The organism is Flavobacterium sp. Sr18, from assembly GCF_011064265.1.
Taxonomy (GTDB): domain Bacteria; phylum Bacteroidota; class Bacteroidia; order Flavobacteriales; family Flavobacteriaceae; genus Flavobacterium; species Flavobacterium petrolei.
This window is the reverse complement of the sequence record NZ_CP049329.1, coordinates 3,293,434-3,310,284: the sequence shown is the minus strand read 5'-3', so window position 1 is coordinate 3,310,284 and position 16,851 is coordinate 3,293,434. Positions and strand designations below refer to the sequence as shown.

Genomic DNA, 16,851 nt, shown 5'->3' with positions numbered 1-16,851 from the left:
TCAGTTTTTTTTATAGTATTAACCTTGTAAATAATATGTTAATATGGCGTGCCTTCTATAGATTAAGCTTACTATTTTTTCGGCTAAAACCAAAATAAATCACCAATCCAATCAAAAGCCAAATTCCAAAATAAATCCAATTCCAAACACTTAATTCTGCCATCATATACAAACAACAAATCAAGCCTAATAATGGAATCAATGATAAGTTTGATTTAAAAGACCAAACCAATAATCCAACTAAAACGATAAGGAAAATCCACATTGGAATTTTATGTTTAAACAAACTAAAACCACTTTCATACTTCACAGCGTCTGCAATTGGCAAACCAGCTATAATACTGGAATATTTTGCATCATCTTGGTATTGACTTAATAAAAGCTCTAAGTCAGGAGTTTCATCTGTGCTGTTTCTCGCATCGATACGTACTAAATACTCGTATACTTTTTGAGTTTCTTCTTTGTTTAACGATGTGATAATATCCGATGAACTGTTGATCTGTGTTTCATTGGTAATAAAATCCATAGTCGCTTTTTCATTGTAACCAAAAGCAAATACTAATCCAATAATAATGAAAACGGGCAATATGTATTTTGAATTTACATAAGGAGTTTTGAATTTTCCACGAGGGATATCAGTTCTGTTTTGTAACACTAAAACTCCGGCACAAACCAATACAAAGGCGAATAAAGTTCCAATACTGCACAAATCCGTAACTAGTGTTAAATTCAAAAACAAAGCTGGCACTGCTACAACAAAACCCGTTACGATTGTAGCGTAAGAAGGTGTTTTATATTTTGGATGTACTTTTGAGAAACGTTTTGGCAACAAACCATCACGACTCATACTCATCCAGATACGCGGTTGTCCCATTTGGAAAACTAATAAAACACTAGCCATAGCTACAACTGCACTTACCGCAATAATTCCCGACATCCATTTCAGATCTAATTTTTCAAATACAAAAGCCAATGGATCACCTACATTCAATAGGTCATAAGAAACCATTCCAGTTAAAACTAAGGCAATTGCAATATATAAAATGGTACATATAATTATGGCCCACATCATTCCTCTTGGTAAATCGCGTTGTGGATCCTTACATTCTTCTGCTGTTGTTGAAATAGCATCAAAACCGATGTAAGCAAAAAACACTGCTGAAACTCCTTTTAAAACTCCTGTAACACCATTAGGCGCAAATGGATCCCAGTTAGCGGTATCTACATAGAAAACTCCAACAGCAATTACTAAAAGGACGATACATAATTTGACAACCACCATGATATTACTCGCATTTCGAGACTCCTTCATCCCGCGGTAAATTAATGCTGTGATTAAAACGATAATTAATAATGCAGGAAGATCTGCTACAAAATGAAACGAACCAATAACTGGTGAAGTTGTCCAAGCCGTATAAGCATCTTGCAAAGCAGGACTTAAGTTGGCATATTCTTTTCCTCCTTGCATCAGTGCCGTGGCATCATCAAATCCTCTGGAAGCAGACAAGAAATCCATCTGAACCCATTGCGGCAAATGAAGACCACCACTCTCCAGTAAACTTGTAAAATAATCACTCCACGATATGGCAACCGTTATATTACCAACCGAATATTCCATAATCAAGGCCCAACCAATAATCCACGCTATAATTTCGCCAAAAGCAACATAAGAATATGTATAAGCACTTCCGGAAACGGGAACCATCGAGGCAAATTCAGCATAAGCAAAAGCAGCAAAACTGCACGCAATAGCAGTAAATAAGAATAAAAAGATAACCGCAGGGCCTCCATCAGCACTTGCTTTTCCAATGGTACTAAAAATACCTGCTCCCACAATTGCGGCGATTCCAAAAGCAGTCAAATCTCGTGCAGTCAAGTGTTTTCCTAGGGCATTGTGTCCATCAGCATTATTTTTTTCAACTTGTTTTAATATATCTTGTACTGTTTTTTTTCTAAATAAACCTTTTAACGCCATATTGTAAATTTTATCATTAAAAATTAATATACTGTAAATTATATGTTTTTATGTTAGATATTATGTAAATAATCTTCAAAAATCAAAAGTATAAAACAAATTGAACTAATGTTGTTTCTCCAACTATTTTTTTTTATTATTTTTTAAAACCTTAAAAATGATTTATTTATTCATTTTAAAAGTCAAATAAATCAATTTCAGCACTATAAAAAATAAATTCAATAAAACTAAAAGACATTTTTCCGCTTCTGATAAATGTCTTCATTTTTTACTGACTATTTCAAACAGCTCCTTAAAATGGTCACCGGATGCAATGCTTTTCTACTCGTTCCATCAAAAATCTGGTGGCGACAACTGGTTCCCGCAGCAGCAATAGCCGTCGTCGGTTCAGTCGCTCTAATTTTTGGAAACAACGTATCTTCTCCCATTTGCATGCTGATTTCATAATGTTCTTTTTCATATCCAAAAGATCCTGCCATACCGCAACATCCCGAATTATAAATAGTAACCGAACTGTTTTTAGGCACATTCAACATCGCAAAAGTCGCTTCCATCGTACTCAATGACTTTTGATGGCAATGTCCGTGAATTTTAATCGTTTTCTCTTCTTCAGAAAATTGCTCTGCATTGATTTTACCTTTTGTAATTTCATTTTTGAAAAACTCTTCAATCGTAAATACATTTTTGGCTAATTTTTCGGCACCTTCTTTATCGTCAGCCAATCGAATGTATTCGTCTCTAAACGTCAATATTGCCGAAGGTTCTATTCCTATCAAAGGAAAATCAGCAGTACTATAATTCGAGAAAATTTCAACATTTATATTCGCAATTGCTTTTGCTTCTTCGAGAAACCCTTTCGAAATAAAAGCTCTTCCGCTTTCTTCATGATCCACCAGAATTACTTCATATCCTAATGCTGTCAATAATTCATATGCATCAATTCCAACCGATACATCATAATAATTAGTAAACTCATCACAAAACAAACATACTTTTCCGTTTACAAAAGAATCACTTGGCGCCTGATTCCAATTTTTCTCGTACCATTTTCTAAACGTCTTTGGGGCCAAAAGCGGCACTTCTCTTTTGGGAGCAATTCCCATGCTTTTTTTCACCAAAGGCAAATTCACCATAAAATTCGTAAACTTAGGAGTAATACTTCCCAATCCATTCAGTTTCGCATTAAAAGCAAATATTTTATTGCGCCATGAAAATCCATTTGCTTTTTGATATTGGTACAAAAACTCCGATTTCAAAGCCGCTACATCCACATTACTGGGACATTCACTGGCGCAAGCTTTGCAACTTACGCACAACTCAAATACTTTATACAATTCTTCATGGTCGAATTTGTTGTCTTTCTCTGAATGTGTAAGGTATTCCCGCAGCGCATTGGCTCTGGCGCGAGTGGTGTCTTTTTCATTTCGGGTAGCGCGGTAACTGGGACACAAAGTTCCGCCAGCCGAAGGTAATTTTCTGCAATCACCCGAGCCATTGCATTTTTCCGCGGCACGCAAAATTCCCATACTATCCGAAAAATCCTGAATTGTTTGTATTTCCGGTTCCACTCTGCCCGCTTCCACCCGAAGGTTTTCATCCATTTTGAAAGCGTTTACAATTTTCCCTACATTCAAAATGGTATTAGGATCAAAGGCATGTTTGATTCTTTTTAATAATTCATAATTCTTATCCCCAATCATAAAGGGCAAAAACTCGCCTCGTACAATTCCATCTCCGTGCTCCCCACTCAGCGAACCTCTATACTTTTTTACCAAAATAGCGACTTCGGTTGCGATGTTTCTAAATTGGTGTAATCCATCTGTTGTTTTTAAGTTTAAAACTGGTCGCAAATGCAATTCTCCGGCACCTGCATGCGCATAATAAATCGCGCTCTGACCATGGCGTTCCATCATGGCGGAGAATTCGGCAATATAATTGGGTAAATCACTCAACTCAACTGCGGTATCTTCAATAGAATCTGCCGCTTTATTATCACCAACAATACTTCCTAAAAGTCCGAGACCTGCTTTTCGCAACTCATTTATTTTATCAATATCTGCTCCGTAAATTTTGGGCAAAGCATACCCAAAATTGTTTCTTTCCAAATCGGCTATTAAATCATTAGCTTGTCTTTCGGCATCCTCCATACTATGATGCGAAGCTACTTCGAGCATGATAACTGCTTTTGGTTCGCCTTGAATAAAAAATCTATTTTTGGCTTGTTCCCGGTTGGTTTTGGTACAATTCAATATTGTATCATCCATCATTTCGCAGGTATACAAATGATGTTTCATCGCGGTTACAACGGCTTCTAAACTTTCCTGAATCGTATGAAAATGCGCTACCACCATCACATTATATGTTGGCGGTACATGATCTGCTTTTAACGTAATTTCAGTGGTAAAAGCTAGCGTTCCTTCGCTTCCGCAAAGGAGTTTCCCTAGATTTATTGTGTTTTCGGTTCCTCCAAAAAGTTCCGATTTCAATAATAAATCAATCGCGTATCCAGTATTTCTTCTGTGAATTTCAGGTTTCGGAAATTCCTTTATAATCTCCTTTTGGTTTTCTGTATTCGAAAGTTCCTCATAAATGGTCTTATAAATAGAGCTTTCAAGCGTGTTCCCTTTTGTTTTCTCAATGAATTCCGCTGAAGTTATTTCTTTAAATACTGCCAAAGTCCCATCACTCAAAATCGCTTTAATTTCCACTATTTTATCGCGGGTCACACCATACCTAATCGAGGTAGTTCCCGATGAATTATTGCCTACCATCCCTCCTATCATACAGCGATTTGAGGTGGAAGTATTGGGACCAAAAAATAATCCGTGTTCTTTTAAATACAAATTCAGTTCATCCCGAATTACTCCCGGCTGCACGGTAACCGTTTTTTTTGCAGAATCAAAAGCGACAATCTTGGTGAAATATTTCGAAACATCCACAATTATTCCATTACCTACCGTTTGACCTGCCAGTGAAGTTCCTGCAGTTCTGGGCGTAATTGAAATTTTATTTTTTGCTGCAAAGCGAATAATTTTGACAATATCTTCCTCTGATTTTGGAATCGCTACAGCAACTGGCATAATTCGATACGCGGAAGCATCTGTTGCATACAATGTTTTATGGAGATCATCATAAAAAAGTGTTCCTTCTAATGACTGAGATAATTCTTGTAATTGAGGCGTGATTGACATGTAGTGGAGTAAATTGCTGTTGTGCTTACAAATATAAAATATCGTACCAAATAAATAACTGATTTAAGTATTAAAACCCATTGATGGATTTAAAATATTCGACTTTTAATAGCAGCCAGTGGTTTTCAAAAAAAATTTATAAGCACATGTTACCACTTTCAATAAAGTAATCAAAGAGATAAAAAGGTACAAAAAAAAGAATAAATATGTTTTCAATAATTAATTTTAAAGTCATAAAATCGATTGAAATTCACAACGTAATCTAAAATAATTTTCAAAAAAAAATTAAGAAGTACTTGTGACTGCTCTATGATTTAATATGCCAATAAACACTAAACATTAAGCAAAATAAATCCTTGTAACGAATTCAAATTCAAATCGCTATGTGACATTTATCACATACTATAATTAATACTAAAATAATTATTTTCTTATGATAATTGTCACTTTAGATTAAATATGTGCCCCCTAATTTTGCCCTATCAATAATTAAAAAAACACATGATTATGAAAATCGAACAAATTTATACCGGATGTATTGCTCACGCAGCCTATTATTTAGAAAGTAACGGAGAAGCGGCCATTTTTGATCCGTTACGCGAAGTGCAACCTTACATTGATAGAGCATTTAAAGACAATGCCAAAATTAAGTACATTTTTCTGACTCATTTCCACGCTGATTTTGTTTCAGGACATTTGGATTTAGCCAATAAAACAAATGCAAAAATTGTCTATGGCCCAACAGCAAAACCGGCTTATGAAATTATTACTGCCGAAGACGGACAAATTTTTGAAATTGGAAATTACAAAGTGAAAGTGATTCATACACCGGGACACACCATGGAAAGTACTACTTTTCTGTTGATTGATGAAAATGGAAAAGAACACGGAATCATAACCGGCGACACCTTGTTTATTGGGGATGTAGGGCGCCCGGATTTAGCGCAACATGTTGTTGCTGATCTAACACAAGACAAATTAGCACGTCATTTATACCATTCGCTACGAACTAAAATAATGCCTTTATCGGATGATTTAATCGTTTATCCTAACCACGGTGCAGGTTCAGCTTGCGGAAAAATGATGAGCAAAGAAACTACGGATACTTTGGGCAACCAAAAGAAAACCAATTACGCCTTGAACCCGAAGATGACCGAAGACGAGTTTGTTACTGCTGTATTGACCGGATTAACGAATCCTCCAGCCTATTTCCCTGCCAATGTGTTGCTGAATATAAATGGTTATGACAGTTTGGATGCGATACTAAAAAAAGCAAAAACACCATTAAATCCAACCGAATTTGAAGTTGTAGCAAATGAAACCAGAGCTTTAGTATTAGATACACGTGACGCATCTGAATTTGCTAAAGGATTTATTCCGAACAGTATTAACATTGGTTTAGATGGAAGTTTTGCAATGTGGGTGGGAGAAATGATTGCAGATATCAAACAAGAAATCTTATTAGTCACAGAAATTGGTAAGGAAGAAGAAAGTATGGTGCGCCTTTCACGTATTGGGTACGATCATACTATTGGCTACTTAAACGGTGGAATTAATGCTTGGAAAAAGGCAGGTTTTGAATTGGATACCGTAAAGAGAATTACGGCTAAACAACTGGAAGACACTATTTATTTTGATGCAACACTTATTTTTGATGTCAGAAAGAAAAGCGAATTTTTATCGGAACATCTTATTGGAGCAATAAATGTTCCCTTAAACGAAATCAACAATCACTTGGCAGAATTCCCAAAAGAGAAAAAATTTATTTTGCACTGTGCCGGTGGATATCGCAGTATGATTGCTGCCTCAATTTTAAAACAACGCGGATGGGATAACTTTGTTGATGTTATTGGTGGATTTGCCGAAATCAAAAATACCAATCTTTTAACATCTGATTATGTTTGTCCAACGACATTACTGTAAATAATTCAAAGGTTTTTAAATCAAAAGAGATTGTCTGAAAATGGCAATCTCTTTTTTTGTTATGTGATATAAGTTACCATACCTAAAACATGCACGAGCTACTTTTGAAAAAATAATTGAAAGTAACATGAGAAATACAATCCTGACAATTGCAATTTTAAGTATGACAATAGGTTGTAAGAAAGAAGAAACTGCAACCCCGATTCCAGAAAAAGAAACACCAATAGAACAACTAATTTCCGGAAATCAACGTTTTATTGAAGAAAAATCTATTCATCCGCATCAAGACAAAAAAACAGTGCTAAAAAACCAAAATGAACAACATCCTTTTGCAGTAGTACTATCTTGTTCTGACAGTAGAGTTTCTCCTGAAGTATTATTTGACCAAGGATTAGGCGATCTTTTCGTCATTAGAAATGCAGGAAACTTAATTTCAGATATTGACATGGGAAGTATTGAGTATGCCGTAGAACATCTTGATGTGAAATTAATTGTTGTTTTAGGTCACACAGAATGTGGTGCCATCAAAGCCTACATCGAAGATAAAGATAATTTATATAAAAAACATTTGAATCACATTGATGATATTGTAGCCACTCTTGCCGAGGAAAAAGAAGAACAGGCCGAAGAAAAAAAATGCCGAAGGAAAAAAATTTATTGGGTTCTATAAATGCTAACATTGAACATTCAAGCAGGCTTATTCAGGAAAATTCTATTATAAAAGAGCACAAAACTAAAATTATTTCCATGCGCTATGACGTGCATACAGGCAAAATAATTCAGTTATAAACTGCTATGTAACATTAGTCACCAAATTTAAAGAATTCATGCATTAATTTTGTCCTATAAATTAGAAACTTAAAAATAAACGATATGTATTTTCAACACATTTACGACAAAAGTCTTGCTCAGGCAAGTTATTTTATTGGCTGTCAAAAAGCAGGAGTAGCCGCAGTTATCGATCCTAAAAGGGATGTAGATACCTATCTTGAAATTGCCAAGCAGAACAATATGAAAATTACTCATATTTTAGAAACACACATTCATGCTGATTTCCTTGCAGGTTCCAGAGAGCTCGCCGCTTTGACTGGAGCAGAAATGTATCTTTCAGCTGAAGGCGGACCCGATTGGAAATATGAATTCCCTCATGTTGACGTAAAAGATGGTGATGTTCTAAAAGTAGGAAACTTAAAAATAGAAGTAGTTCACACACCAGGACATACTCCGGAAAGCATTAGTTTTTTGTTAACAGATACGCCTGCCAGCGAAGAGCCTGTCATGTTGTTCACCGGTGATTTTGTATTTGTTGGAGATGTAGGAAGACCTGATTTGCTAGAAAAAGCCGCAGGAATCAAAGGAACGCAGGACATTGGTGCCAAACAAATGTATCAATCTATCACTAAATTTGATGCATTACCTGAATACATTCAAGTTTGGCCTGGTCATGGCGCAGGTTCTGCTTGTGGAAAAGCATTAGGAGCTGTACCAAGTACAACTGTTGGGTATGAAAAAATAAGAAACTGGGCTTTTCAACATAAAAATGATGAAGCTGGTTTTGTAAAATATTTATTGGAAGACCAACCGGAACCACCGAAGTATTTTGCAATGATGAAAAAACTGAATAAAGTAGATCGTCAGCTGCTTACTGCTGTTCCTAAATTGAAAAAATTAGGTTACACTGAATTATCCACGGCTTTAGCGAAAGGCACTAAATTGATAGATGCCAGAGATAAAACAGAATTTTCTAAAGGATTTATTCCGGGAAGTATCAATATTCAGGGGAACAATTCTTTTGCTACTTGGGCAGGATGGTTTCTTACGTATGAAGAACCTTTTATCTTGCTTGCCGATGAGTCACAATTGGATGATTTGACCAGAAAACTAATGAGAATAGGACTAGACAATATTCAAGGCTACGTTCCTTCTACAAAAATATGGGAAGAAAATGGCGGTTCTTTAGAAACTGTAAATCAAATTTCATTAGAAGAATTTAAAACGCTACAACAAGAAAAAGACGTTCAGGTGGTTGACCTGCGTGGCGCTGCTGAATACAATGCAGGTCACATAAAAGGAGCTGACAATGTATTTGTAGGAACTTTAGTAAATAATTTAAACAAAATAAGTAAAGATAAAAAAGTGCTAATCCATTGCCAGGGTGGCGATAGAGCAGCAATCGCTTATTCATTATTAGCGCGAAATGGTTATAAAAATGTTCTCAATTACTCTCCAGGAATGAATGAATGGGTGAGCCAAAACAATCCAATTGAATACTAAAAAAAGAATTATGTTCGCAATTTTTAAAAATCTGTTTTCAAAAAAAGACAACACACAAATGGAAAAATTAATAAAAGAAGGTGCGTTCCTTGTAGATGTTCGCACACCAGCAGAATTCGCGGAAGGTCATGTAAAAGGATCTACCAACATTCCTTTGGATCAAGTTGCGAGTCAATTAGCAAAATTTAAAGGAAAAGAGCAAATTATTGTTTTCTGCCGAAGTGGGAATCGCAGTGGTCAAGCCAAAATGATTTTAGAACAAAATGGTTTCAAAAATGTGACCAATGGTGGTACTTGGCAAGATGTCAACGAAGCAATAAGCAAATAAACAGCGGTTGTTTTAAAAAATAGTGTGTGCAGTTTAAAACAAGAAAAGTATTTGTTTTAAACTGCACACTTATTTAATAGGCAATCAGAATTAGAGGACGATAAAGACACTTTGATTTTCCTGTAATTCTTAAATACTGGAAAAACAGTTGATTTTTTAAATTGATTTAAATAAAGAAGTAAATTTGATAGTCATCTAAAAATTAGGAATAACAGACATTTTGAAAAAAATCAAAAAAATAATATACTATGGAAGAGAAAAAACCAGCAAACAAAGACTTAATTTTAAGAGAAAAATTAGCATTGCAACGAACAACATTGGCTAATCAATCTACTTTTCTTGCCTTTTTGAGAACCTCCATGTATTTTTTGATTGCAGGCTTGAGTTTGAGAAATCTACTAAAAATTGAAAATAGTTTACTGATTGAAATCGCACTTTTCGTCACTTCATTTATCATTTTTGTTTTTGGAACGGTGAATTATTTTAAACATAAAAAATCAATTGCAGAAAATAAAAAACACATTGGTGATTATCAGTTGGAATATTACAAATTGTAAGAACCTATTCTTTTAGGGCTAACTTCTATTCCAAACAGTCATTTTAATTCCTAAAAAAATCAATTGAAAACAAATACAACGAAACTTGGGCTGAAAGAAAATTGGAAACAGTTTACTATTTTGGTAATCGTCAATGCGTTTGTTGGTGGAATGATAGGAATGGAACGAACTATTATTCCAAAATTTGCTGAGATTGAATTTGGTATTGCTTCAAAAACGGCTATTCTCTCTTTTATCATTGCATTTGGAATCACGAAAGCCATTACCAATTATTTTACAGGCAAACTGGCGAATCGTTTTGGCAGAAAAAATTTGCTTTTATTTGGTTGGATTCTGGCCATACCGATTCCTTTTATTTTGATACTTGCTGAATCTTGGAATTGGGTGATTTTTGCCAATATTCTTTTGGGCATCAGCCAAGGGCTCACTTGGAGCAGCACGGTAGTGATGAAAATTGATTTGGTGGGAGAAAAAGATCGTGGTCTAGCAATGGGCCTCAATGAGTTTGCCGGTTATTTTGCCGTTGGATTAGTTGCTTTTCTGTCTGGCTATATCGCTCAAAAGTATGGTATTACGCCCTACCCTTTTTACTTGGGAATTGGAATTTCGATAATTGGTTTTCTGTTAACCTTATTTTTTGTGAAAGACACCCGAGTATTTGTGCACCAAGAAAATGCGACCAATACAACTGAAAATTAGACAATATTTTTCTCGAAACGACTTTCAAAAACAAAACATTAAGCGCCATAACGCAAGCAGGATTAGTCAATAACCTGAATGACGGAATGATTTGGGGACTTTTGCCTATTGTGTTGCTTTCTTTGCATTATGATTCTCAGAATATTGGAATTATAACCGCCATTTACCCAACAGTTTGGGGTTTTGGTCAATTGATAACCGGAAAAATGTCTGATGTTTATTCGAAAAAAAAGATGCTGCTTTGGGGAATGTTACTACAGGGAATAGCAATACTTTTTATTCCTTTTGCGACAGATTTCTATCAATTGGCTGCCATTTCAGCCTTTTTAGGTTTAGGAACTGCTTTAGTTTATCCCACTTTTTTATCAGCAATTGCACAAGCGACAAATCCCCATCAAAGAGCTGAAAGCATTGGTACATTCAGACTTTGGAGAGATTTAGGATATGCGATAGGCGCGATTATTTCAGGAATTACAGCTGATTTATTTGGTGTAAATTATGCCATTATTCTGATTGGTGTTATCACTATTGCATCATCCTTGATCATTGAAATCCGAATGCCGAAAGACACTTAATAAAACAATAAACAGCTAAATTTGAACAGAAAATAATTTTTTTTTAGAGAATAACAATTAAAAAAATGGAACCAAAAAAATCAAAAAAATCGACTATTCAAAATATTGTTTTTATCGTATTGATAGCACTTCTTTTGTTTAGTCCTTTGGGCACTTTTGTAAAAGTACATTTAAACCGATTAATTGCTTTTTCGCCTAAAACTATAGCCGTAACAGATCAAAAAATGCTTTCCAGTTATCAATGGCAATTAACAGATGCCACTGGAAAGACTGTGTCATTAAAAGCATACAAAGGAAAAATAATATTCATTAATTTCTGGGCCACGTGGTGTCCGCCTTGTATTGCCGAGATGCCGAGTATTCAAAAATTATATGCTGATTATCAAGATAAAATGGTCTTTTTATTTGTGACAACTGATTCTTTCGAAAAAGCAAACGCTTTTATGGTTAAAGAAAATTTGACACTTCCCGTTTATCAATCGGTTACAAATCCTCCTTTAGAAATGGAATCTTCAACCATTCCGGCAACCTATCTTATTGATCAATCCGGAAATGTAATTGTGGCCAAAATTGGAACTGCGGATTGGAACAGTGATTCGTTCCGAGAAAAGCTAGATGAGTTATTAAAAAAATAGTAGCGATGGAAAACGTAATTTCTGTGGCGGTCAAAATCAATAAAAAAGATAATAAACAGTCATAAAACTTTAATTACAAATTAATTTTTTACATAATTATTAAAAGTATTTGAAAAATCAGATACTTTTTTTTGGTTAAATTTTAATACAATCCTATTAATTTAAATCGTAAATTACTGATTTCTAATAATTTAAAATTATTTTAAATTGTTTCAATTATATTAATATTTTTTCCTTGTGTGACAAAAGTAACATAACTACTCATTTATAAATATAATCTTTGCATTGATAAAAAAATTAAATATGGAAATTTTAGAATTAATCAGAGAACCTTGGCCTTGGTATATTGCCGGCCCATTAGTTGGACTTACAGTTCCGGCTTTGTTAATCATTGGAAACAAATCATTTGGTATTAGTGCCTCTTTACGTCATACTTGCGCCATGTGCTTACCGGCAAACATTAAATTTTTTAAATACGATTGGAAAAAAGAAATCTGGAATATGTTTTTCGTTTTTGGTATTTTATTAGGTGGTGTAATCGCATACAGCTTTTTATCTAATCCAAATCCAATCATCATTGATGGAAATCTAAAAGCCGAATTGGCAGGTTACGGCATAACCGAAATTTATGGAATGTTGCCAGAACAATTGTTCTCGTGGGAAAGTTTATTTACACTTAAAGGCTTTTTTATGATGGTTATTGGTGGCTTTTTTATTGGTTTTGGTTCTCGTTATGCAGGAGGTTGTACTAGTGGTCATGCGATTTCCGGTTTGTCTAATTTACAAATGCCATCATTGATTGCAACATGTTGCTTCTTCATTGGCGGATTGATTATGGCAAACATTATTTTACCATTTATTCTTTCACTTTAAATTACGAATTATGAACATTAAAGATCAAAATACAGATTTCGAAACGCGTTCCTTAGACACAGTTTGTATCAACGAGAGCCAATTGGAACACAAATGGTACCACAATTTAAAATACTTAGTCATTGGTATTTTATTCGGTATTGTTTTCATCAAAGCAGAAATTATCAGTTGGTATCGCATTCAGGAAATGTTTCGCTTCCAATCTTTCCACATGTATGGCGTTATTGGAAGTGCCGTTGTGGTGGGAATAATTTCCGTTTTCCTGATTAAAAAATTCAATATTAAAACCATTTACGGTGAGAAAATTGAGTTCCACGACAAAACTTTTAACAAAGGTCAGATTTATGGTGGACTCATTTTTGGATTGGGCTGGGCAGTAACCGGAGCTTGTCCTGGACCGTTGTTTGCACAAATTGGAACGGGTGCTACCGTAATGATTGTAACCCTATTTTTTGCAATAGTAGGAACTTGGGTTTATGGATATTTTAGAGATAAACTGCCTCATTAATACATTTATGATTCCAGAAAAACAAAATATCGTCCAATTTAAATCGCTTGTAAAAAGACTGATTTATCTCTTTATGACTATTATTTTCTTAGTCATGGGGTTGTTCTTGGTTGTGTTTTTCAATTCATCCATCACCTCTTGGTTTCAAAATAGTGATTCAAACCTCGATTCTCTTTATATCGATGCTAAGAAAAAAGTGATGGTACAAAATGAAACAGCAAAATTCTGGAAGCCTGCTGATCTCAATTTGATTGCAGATGCCTCTTTAAAACAAGAAGTCGAATATGGCAAAGATTTAATTATGCATACGGCAAAATATTTGGGTCCAAATGGCAGTGTGAAACAAATCACGAATGGGATGAATTGCAACAATTGCCATCTGGATGCAGGTACAAAACCTTGGGGAAACAATTATGGTTCCGTCTATTCTATGTATCCAAAGATGAGAGCGCGAAGCGGACAGGTAGAAAATCTTTACAAAAGAGTCAACGATTGTATGGAAAGAAGCTTGAACGGCCTGCCACTCAAAAAAGACGACAGAGAAATGAAGGCCATGATAGCATATATCGAATACATTGGTAGTAATGTCCCAAAAGGCAAAGAAGCAAATGCCTCAGGAATCTATGATTTGGAATATTTAGATCGCGCTGCTGATCCTGCCAAAGGAAAAGCATTATATAATGCCAAATGTGCGAGTTGTCATCAAGTGAATGGTGAGGGGATTTTAGCAGCTGATAAAAAAGAATATACGTATCCGCCACTTTGGGGCAAGAGTTCATATAATAGCGGTGCAGGACTTTTTAGAATCAGTCGGTTTGCGGGTTACATCAAATACAATATGCCATTGGGTGCCACCTATGAAAATCCTCAATTATCAGATGAAGAATCGTGGGATATTGCGGCTTATGTGGAAAGTCTGGACAGACCATCGAAAGATTTAAGGCAAGATTGGCCCGATATTTCGAAAAAACCGGTGGATCATCCTTTTGGGCCTTTTTCAGATTCGTTTACGGAAATGCAACATAAATTCGGACCTTTCAAACCTATTAAAGAAGCAAAAAAGAAAAAAGAAAATTAACGACTTAAAACCAAATTATGAAAAACCTCACGCTTTCATTTATTCTTGTATTTAGCATGATTTCAATTGCTGCATTCGCTCAAAAAAAACCGAATAACCACAAAATTGTGTTCCAGTTTACCAATGCTGTTGACACTTTACAACAAAAAGCAATTGTAAACCAATTAAAAAACTTAACAACGCATTGGCCTAATGCAAAATACGAAGTAGTGATTCACAGCATGGGTTTACCATTTGTAATGTCTGCAAAATCAAAGCAAATTGACGCGATAAAAGAACTTCGAGCTAAAGGTGTTCGCTTTTTAGTGTGCGAAAATACAATGAAAAGTCAAAAAGTATCTAAAGACCAAATCATTTCGGAAGTAGAATATGTACCTGTGGGAATTGCCGAAATTGTAGAAAAGCAAGAACAAGGCTGGACGTACATCAAAGGCGGATTCTAAAATAGGAATATAACTATTTTTTGCATCTAGCGACACAATTTAACCGTAGTTTTTGCTGTAAAATTTGCTATAAATCTAAAAAACTAAAACCATGAGCAATAACCGAAGAGATTTCCTTAAATCAGTGACGACTTTAGGTCTGGGAGCGGCGATTATTTCGCCTATTTCCGCTATTGCAAATACAACTCAGACGGAAGAAATAAACTTAGATGCCGCAATCGACCAAAGCAAACCTCAAACAATTTCTATTCTTCAAACTACCGATGTACATTGCCAAATTCATCCTAACGACGAATTATTTTGGGAAAACGACAAAGTTGTTTATAGAAAAACGGGCGGTTATGCTTATATGGCAACAATGCTAAAAAAGCTAAAAAAGAAAAACCCAAATACCTATATTATTGATACTGGCGATATGTTTCAGGGCAGCGAGTTAAGCGTCGAAACTACCGGTGAAGCTTTTGTTCCCATTTTAAATGCGTTGAATTACGACTTGTATCTTCCGGGAAATTGGGAAGTAATTTACGGAAAAAGAAAAATGCAAACCTTAATGGGTTCGCTGGATGCGCCAAAAATCTGTACGAATATGTACCACGATTTAGGCGACGGAAAACGAGGCGAACTTATTTTTCAACCCTATACAATTTGGCATATTGCAGGAGCAAAAATTGGTTTTCTAGGCTACACCGATCCTTTGGTGCCCTTGCGACAAAGTCCAAATTACAGCAAAGGAATTTTATATACCAATCCCGAAGAAAATTTGGCTCATTATGTGGATGTGCTTAGAAATCAAGAACAATGCAGTTATGTGATCATAATTGCACATTTGGGTTTGTCACAACAAATAGCATTGGCAAACCGACCGGAATGTGAAGGTGTCAATTATATTTTAGGAGGCGACACGCACGAAAGAGTTCGAAAACCTATAATATGTAAATATTCAAAAGTAGTGGAACCGGGAGCTTTCGGTTCGTTTATTGGGAAATTAGATTTGACAATTTTAAACGGAAAAGTGATTGAAGACAACTATGAACTGCTGGAAGTTGATTCGCCAGAAATAAAACCGGATGCTGCAATTGAAAAATTATTAATAGAAAAAGAGTCTATTTATAAAGAAAAAATTAATCAGGTTATTGGTTACAGCACGATTCCTTTATACCGCTATTTTGTGGTAGAAAATCCAATTGACACGATGATTTTAAATGCTTTACACTGGAAATTTCCAGATATAGACATTAATCTTTCGAATGGATTTCGCTTTTGTCCACCAAAAACAACTCCGGATCAAACTGGAAATATTCCCATCACACACGGATTTATTTTTGATATGTTACCCGTTGACAGTACTGTGCGAACTGCAAAAGTAACCGGAAAGCAACTGAAAAACTGGCTAGAAAAAGAATTAAATAATGTTTTTGCCGAAGATGCTTCAAAACGTTTTGGTGGCTGGGTTGTAAAATTCAAGGGAATGGAAGTGCGCTTTAATGCTTTTGCAGAAATGGATAAAAGAGTACAAAGTATAACCGTGAAAAATATACCATTAGATCCCGAAAAAATGTATTCCATAATGGCCTGTGAACGCGACGGCGATCCTGTAGACATGCTTTGCAGAATGAAAGGCGTGATGGATGCCAAAAACACTAATGCAACTTTACATTCAGTGATGAAAGATTATTTAAAACAAAATTCTCCTGTTACGCCTACTCCTCAAAAAAATGCGATAATTCTGGATGCTCCAGAGACGCTGTTATCCCAAGTTACTGGAGTCGATTACACTTTTAGATAAATATAA

The 16,851-nt window shown here is 35.2% G+C and carries 15 protein-coding genes; 13 read left to right on the top strand and 2 right to left on the bottom strand.

The features are described 5' to 3' along the window. Positions 1–55: 55 nt before the first annotated feature. Positions 56–1,975 (bottom strand): amino acid permease, encoded by a 1,920-nt coding sequence (locus tag G7A72_RS14730; RefSeq protein ID WP_165153009.1) that lies wholly within the window; start codon positions 1,973–1,975, stop codon positions 56–58. A gap of 275 nt (positions 1,976–2,250) precedes the next feature. Beyond that, positions 2,251–5,166: an FAD-binding and (Fe-S)-binding domain-containing protein gene (locus tag G7A72_RS14725; RefSeq protein WP_165153007.1), complete on the bottom strand. Its 2,916-nt coding sequence runs from the start codon at positions 5,164–5,166 to the stop codon at positions 2,251–2,253. Between the two features lie 507 nt (positions 5,167–5,673). Here G7A72_RS14725 and G7A72_RS14720 point away from each other — a divergent pair. The 13 genes from G7A72_RS14720 to G7A72_RS14665 all read left to right on the top strand — a co-directional run bounded on the left by G7A72_RS14720 (position 5,674) and on the right by G7A72_RS14665 (position 16,845). Beyond that, positions 5,674–7,089 carry a rhodanese-like domain-containing protein gene (locus tag G7A72_RS14720; RefSeq protein WP_165153005.1) on the top strand — a complete coding sequence of 472 codons (1,416 nt, stop codon included), beginning with the start codon at positions 5,674–5,676 and terminating at the stop codon, positions 7,087–7,089. A gap of 127 nt (positions 7,090–7,216) precedes the next feature. Further along, on the top strand, positions 7,217–7,759 hold the full coding sequence (locus tag G7A72_RS14715; protein WP_305793607.1) for a carbonic anhydrase: 543 nt from the start codon (positions 7,217–7,219) through the stop codon (positions 7,757–7,759). A 203-nt stretch (positions 7,760–7,962) separates the two neighbouring features. Beyond that, positions 7,963–9,363 (top strand): rhodanese-like domain-containing protein, encoded by a 1,401-nt coding sequence (locus G7A72_RS14710; RefSeq protein ID WP_165153003.1) that lies wholly within the window; start codon positions 7,963–7,965, stop codon positions 9,361–9,363. A 10-nt stretch (positions 9,364–9,373) separates the two neighbouring features. After that, positions 9,374–9,691 carry a rhodanese-like domain-containing protein gene (locus G7A72_RS14705; protein WP_165153002.1) on the top strand — a complete coding sequence of 106 codons (318 nt, stop codon included), beginning with the start codon at positions 9,374–9,376 and terminating at the stop codon, positions 9,689–9,691. Positions 9,692–9,939: 248 nt separating this feature from the next. After that, positions 9,940–10,248, top strand: a complete 309-nt coding sequence (locus G7A72_RS14700; RefSeq protein WP_091205548.1) for a DUF202 domain-containing protein — start codon at positions 9,940–9,942, stop codon at positions 10,246–10,248. A gap of 63 nt (positions 10,249–10,311) precedes the next feature. Then, positions 10,312–10,947 (top strand): MFS transporter, encoded by a 636-nt coding sequence (locus G7A72_RS16620; protein ID WP_241258522.1) that lies wholly within the window; start codon positions 10,312–10,314, stop codon positions 10,945–10,947. An 86-nt stretch (positions 10,948–11,033) separates the two neighbouring features. Continuing rightward, positions 11,034–11,522, top strand: coding sequence for an MFS transporter (locus tag G7A72_RS16615; RefSeq protein ID WP_241258521.1), 489 nt, complete (start codon positions 11,034–11,036; stop codon positions 11,520–11,522). A gap of 65 nt (positions 11,523–11,587) precedes the next feature. Beyond that, positions 11,588–12,157, top strand: a complete 570-nt coding sequence (locus G7A72_RS14690; RefSeq protein ID WP_165153001.1) for a TlpA disulfide reductase family protein — start codon at positions 11,588–11,590, stop codon at positions 12,155–12,157. 303 nt (positions 12,158–12,460) lie between these two features. Then, positions 12,461–13,030 (top strand): YeeE/YedE family protein, encoded by a 570-nt coding sequence (locus G7A72_RS14685; RefSeq protein WP_371807550.1) that lies wholly within the window; start codon positions 12,461–12,463, stop codon positions 13,028–13,030. 10 nt (positions 13,031–13,040) lie between these two features. Continuing rightward, the gene (locus tag G7A72_RS14680; protein WP_072944174.1) at positions 13,041–13,538 is read left to right on the top strand and encodes a DUF6691 family protein; all 498 of its coding nucleotides are present in this window, start codon (positions 13,041–13,043) and stop codon (positions 13,536–13,538) included. A 73-nt stretch (positions 13,539–13,611) separates the two neighbouring features. After that, positions 13,612–14,616 carry a c-type cytochrome gene (locus tag G7A72_RS14675; protein WP_165153000.1) on the top strand — a complete coding sequence of 335 codons (1,005 nt, stop codon included), beginning with the start codon at positions 13,612–13,614 and terminating at the stop codon, positions 14,614–14,616. Positions 14,617–14,633: 17 nt separating this feature from the next. Further along, positions 14,634–15,059 (top strand): DsrE family protein, encoded by a 426-nt coding sequence (locus G7A72_RS14670; RefSeq protein ID WP_165152999.1) that lies wholly within the window; start codon positions 14,634–14,636, stop codon positions 15,057–15,059. A gap of 91 nt (positions 15,060–15,150) precedes the next feature. Further along, a complete protein-coding gene (locus tag G7A72_RS14665; RefSeq protein WP_165152998.1) occupies positions 15,151–16,845 on the top strand; it encodes a bifunctional UDP-sugar hydrolase/5'-nucleotidase in 1,695 nt (564 codons plus the stop codon). The last annotated feature ends 6 nt before the right edge of the window (positions 16,846–16,851 follow it).

Excerpts from the sequence above, each read along its gene's own strand:
- G7A72_RS14730 (WP_165153009.1), bottom strand. The coding sequence starts at position 1,975 with ATGGCGTTAAAAGGTTTATTTAGAAAAAAAACAGTACAAGATATATTA.
- G7A72_RS14725 (WP_165153007.1), bottom strand. The coding sequence starts at position 5,166 with ATGTCAATCACGCCTCAATTACAAGAATTATCTCAGTCATTAGAAGGA.
- G7A72_RS14720 (WP_165153005.1), top strand. The coding sequence starts at position 5,674 with ATGAAAATCGAACAAATTTATACCGGATGTATTGCTCACGCAGCCTAT.
- G7A72_RS14715 (WP_305793607.1), top strand. The coding sequence starts at position 7,217 with ATGAGAAATACAATCCTGACAATTGCAATTTTAAGTATGACAATAGGT.
- G7A72_RS14710 (WP_165153003.1), top strand. The coding sequence starts at position 7,963 with ATGTATTTTCAACACATTTACGACAAAAGTCTTGCTCAGGCAAGTTAT.
- G7A72_RS14705 (WP_165153002.1), top strand. The coding sequence starts at position 9,374 with ATGTTCGCAATTTTTAAAAATCTGTTTTCAAAAAAAGACAACACACAA.
- G7A72_RS14700 (WP_091205548.1), top strand. The coding sequence starts at position 9,940 with ATGGAAGAGAAAAAACCAGCAAACAAAGACTTAATTTTAAGAGAAAAA.
- G7A72_RS16615 (WP_241258521.1), top strand. The coding sequence starts at position 11,034 with ATGATTTGGGGACTTTTGCCTATTGTGTTGCTTTCTTTGCATTATGAT.
- G7A72_RS14690 (WP_165153001.1), top strand. The coding sequence starts at position 11,588 with ATGGAACCAAAAAAATCAAAAAAATCGACTATTCAAAATATTGTTTTT.
- G7A72_RS14685 (WP_371807550.1), top strand. The coding sequence starts at position 12,461 with ATGGAAATTTTAGAATTAATCAGAGAACCTTGGCCTTGGTATATTGCC.
- G7A72_RS14680 (WP_072944174.1), top strand. The coding sequence starts at position 13,041 with ATGAACATTAAAGATCAAAATACAGATTTCGAAACGCGTTCCTTAGAC.
- G7A72_RS14675 (WP_165153000.1), top strand. The coding sequence starts at position 13,612 with ATGACTATTATTTTCTTAGTCATGGGGTTGTTCTTGGTTGTGTTTTTC.
- G7A72_RS14670 (WP_165152999.1), top strand. The coding sequence starts at position 14,634 with ATGAAAAACCTCACGCTTTCATTTATTCTTGTATTTAGCATGATTTCA.
- G7A72_RS14665 (WP_165152998.1), top strand. The coding sequence starts at position 15,151 with ATGAGCAATAACCGAAGAGATTTCCTTAAATCAGTGACGACTTTAGGT.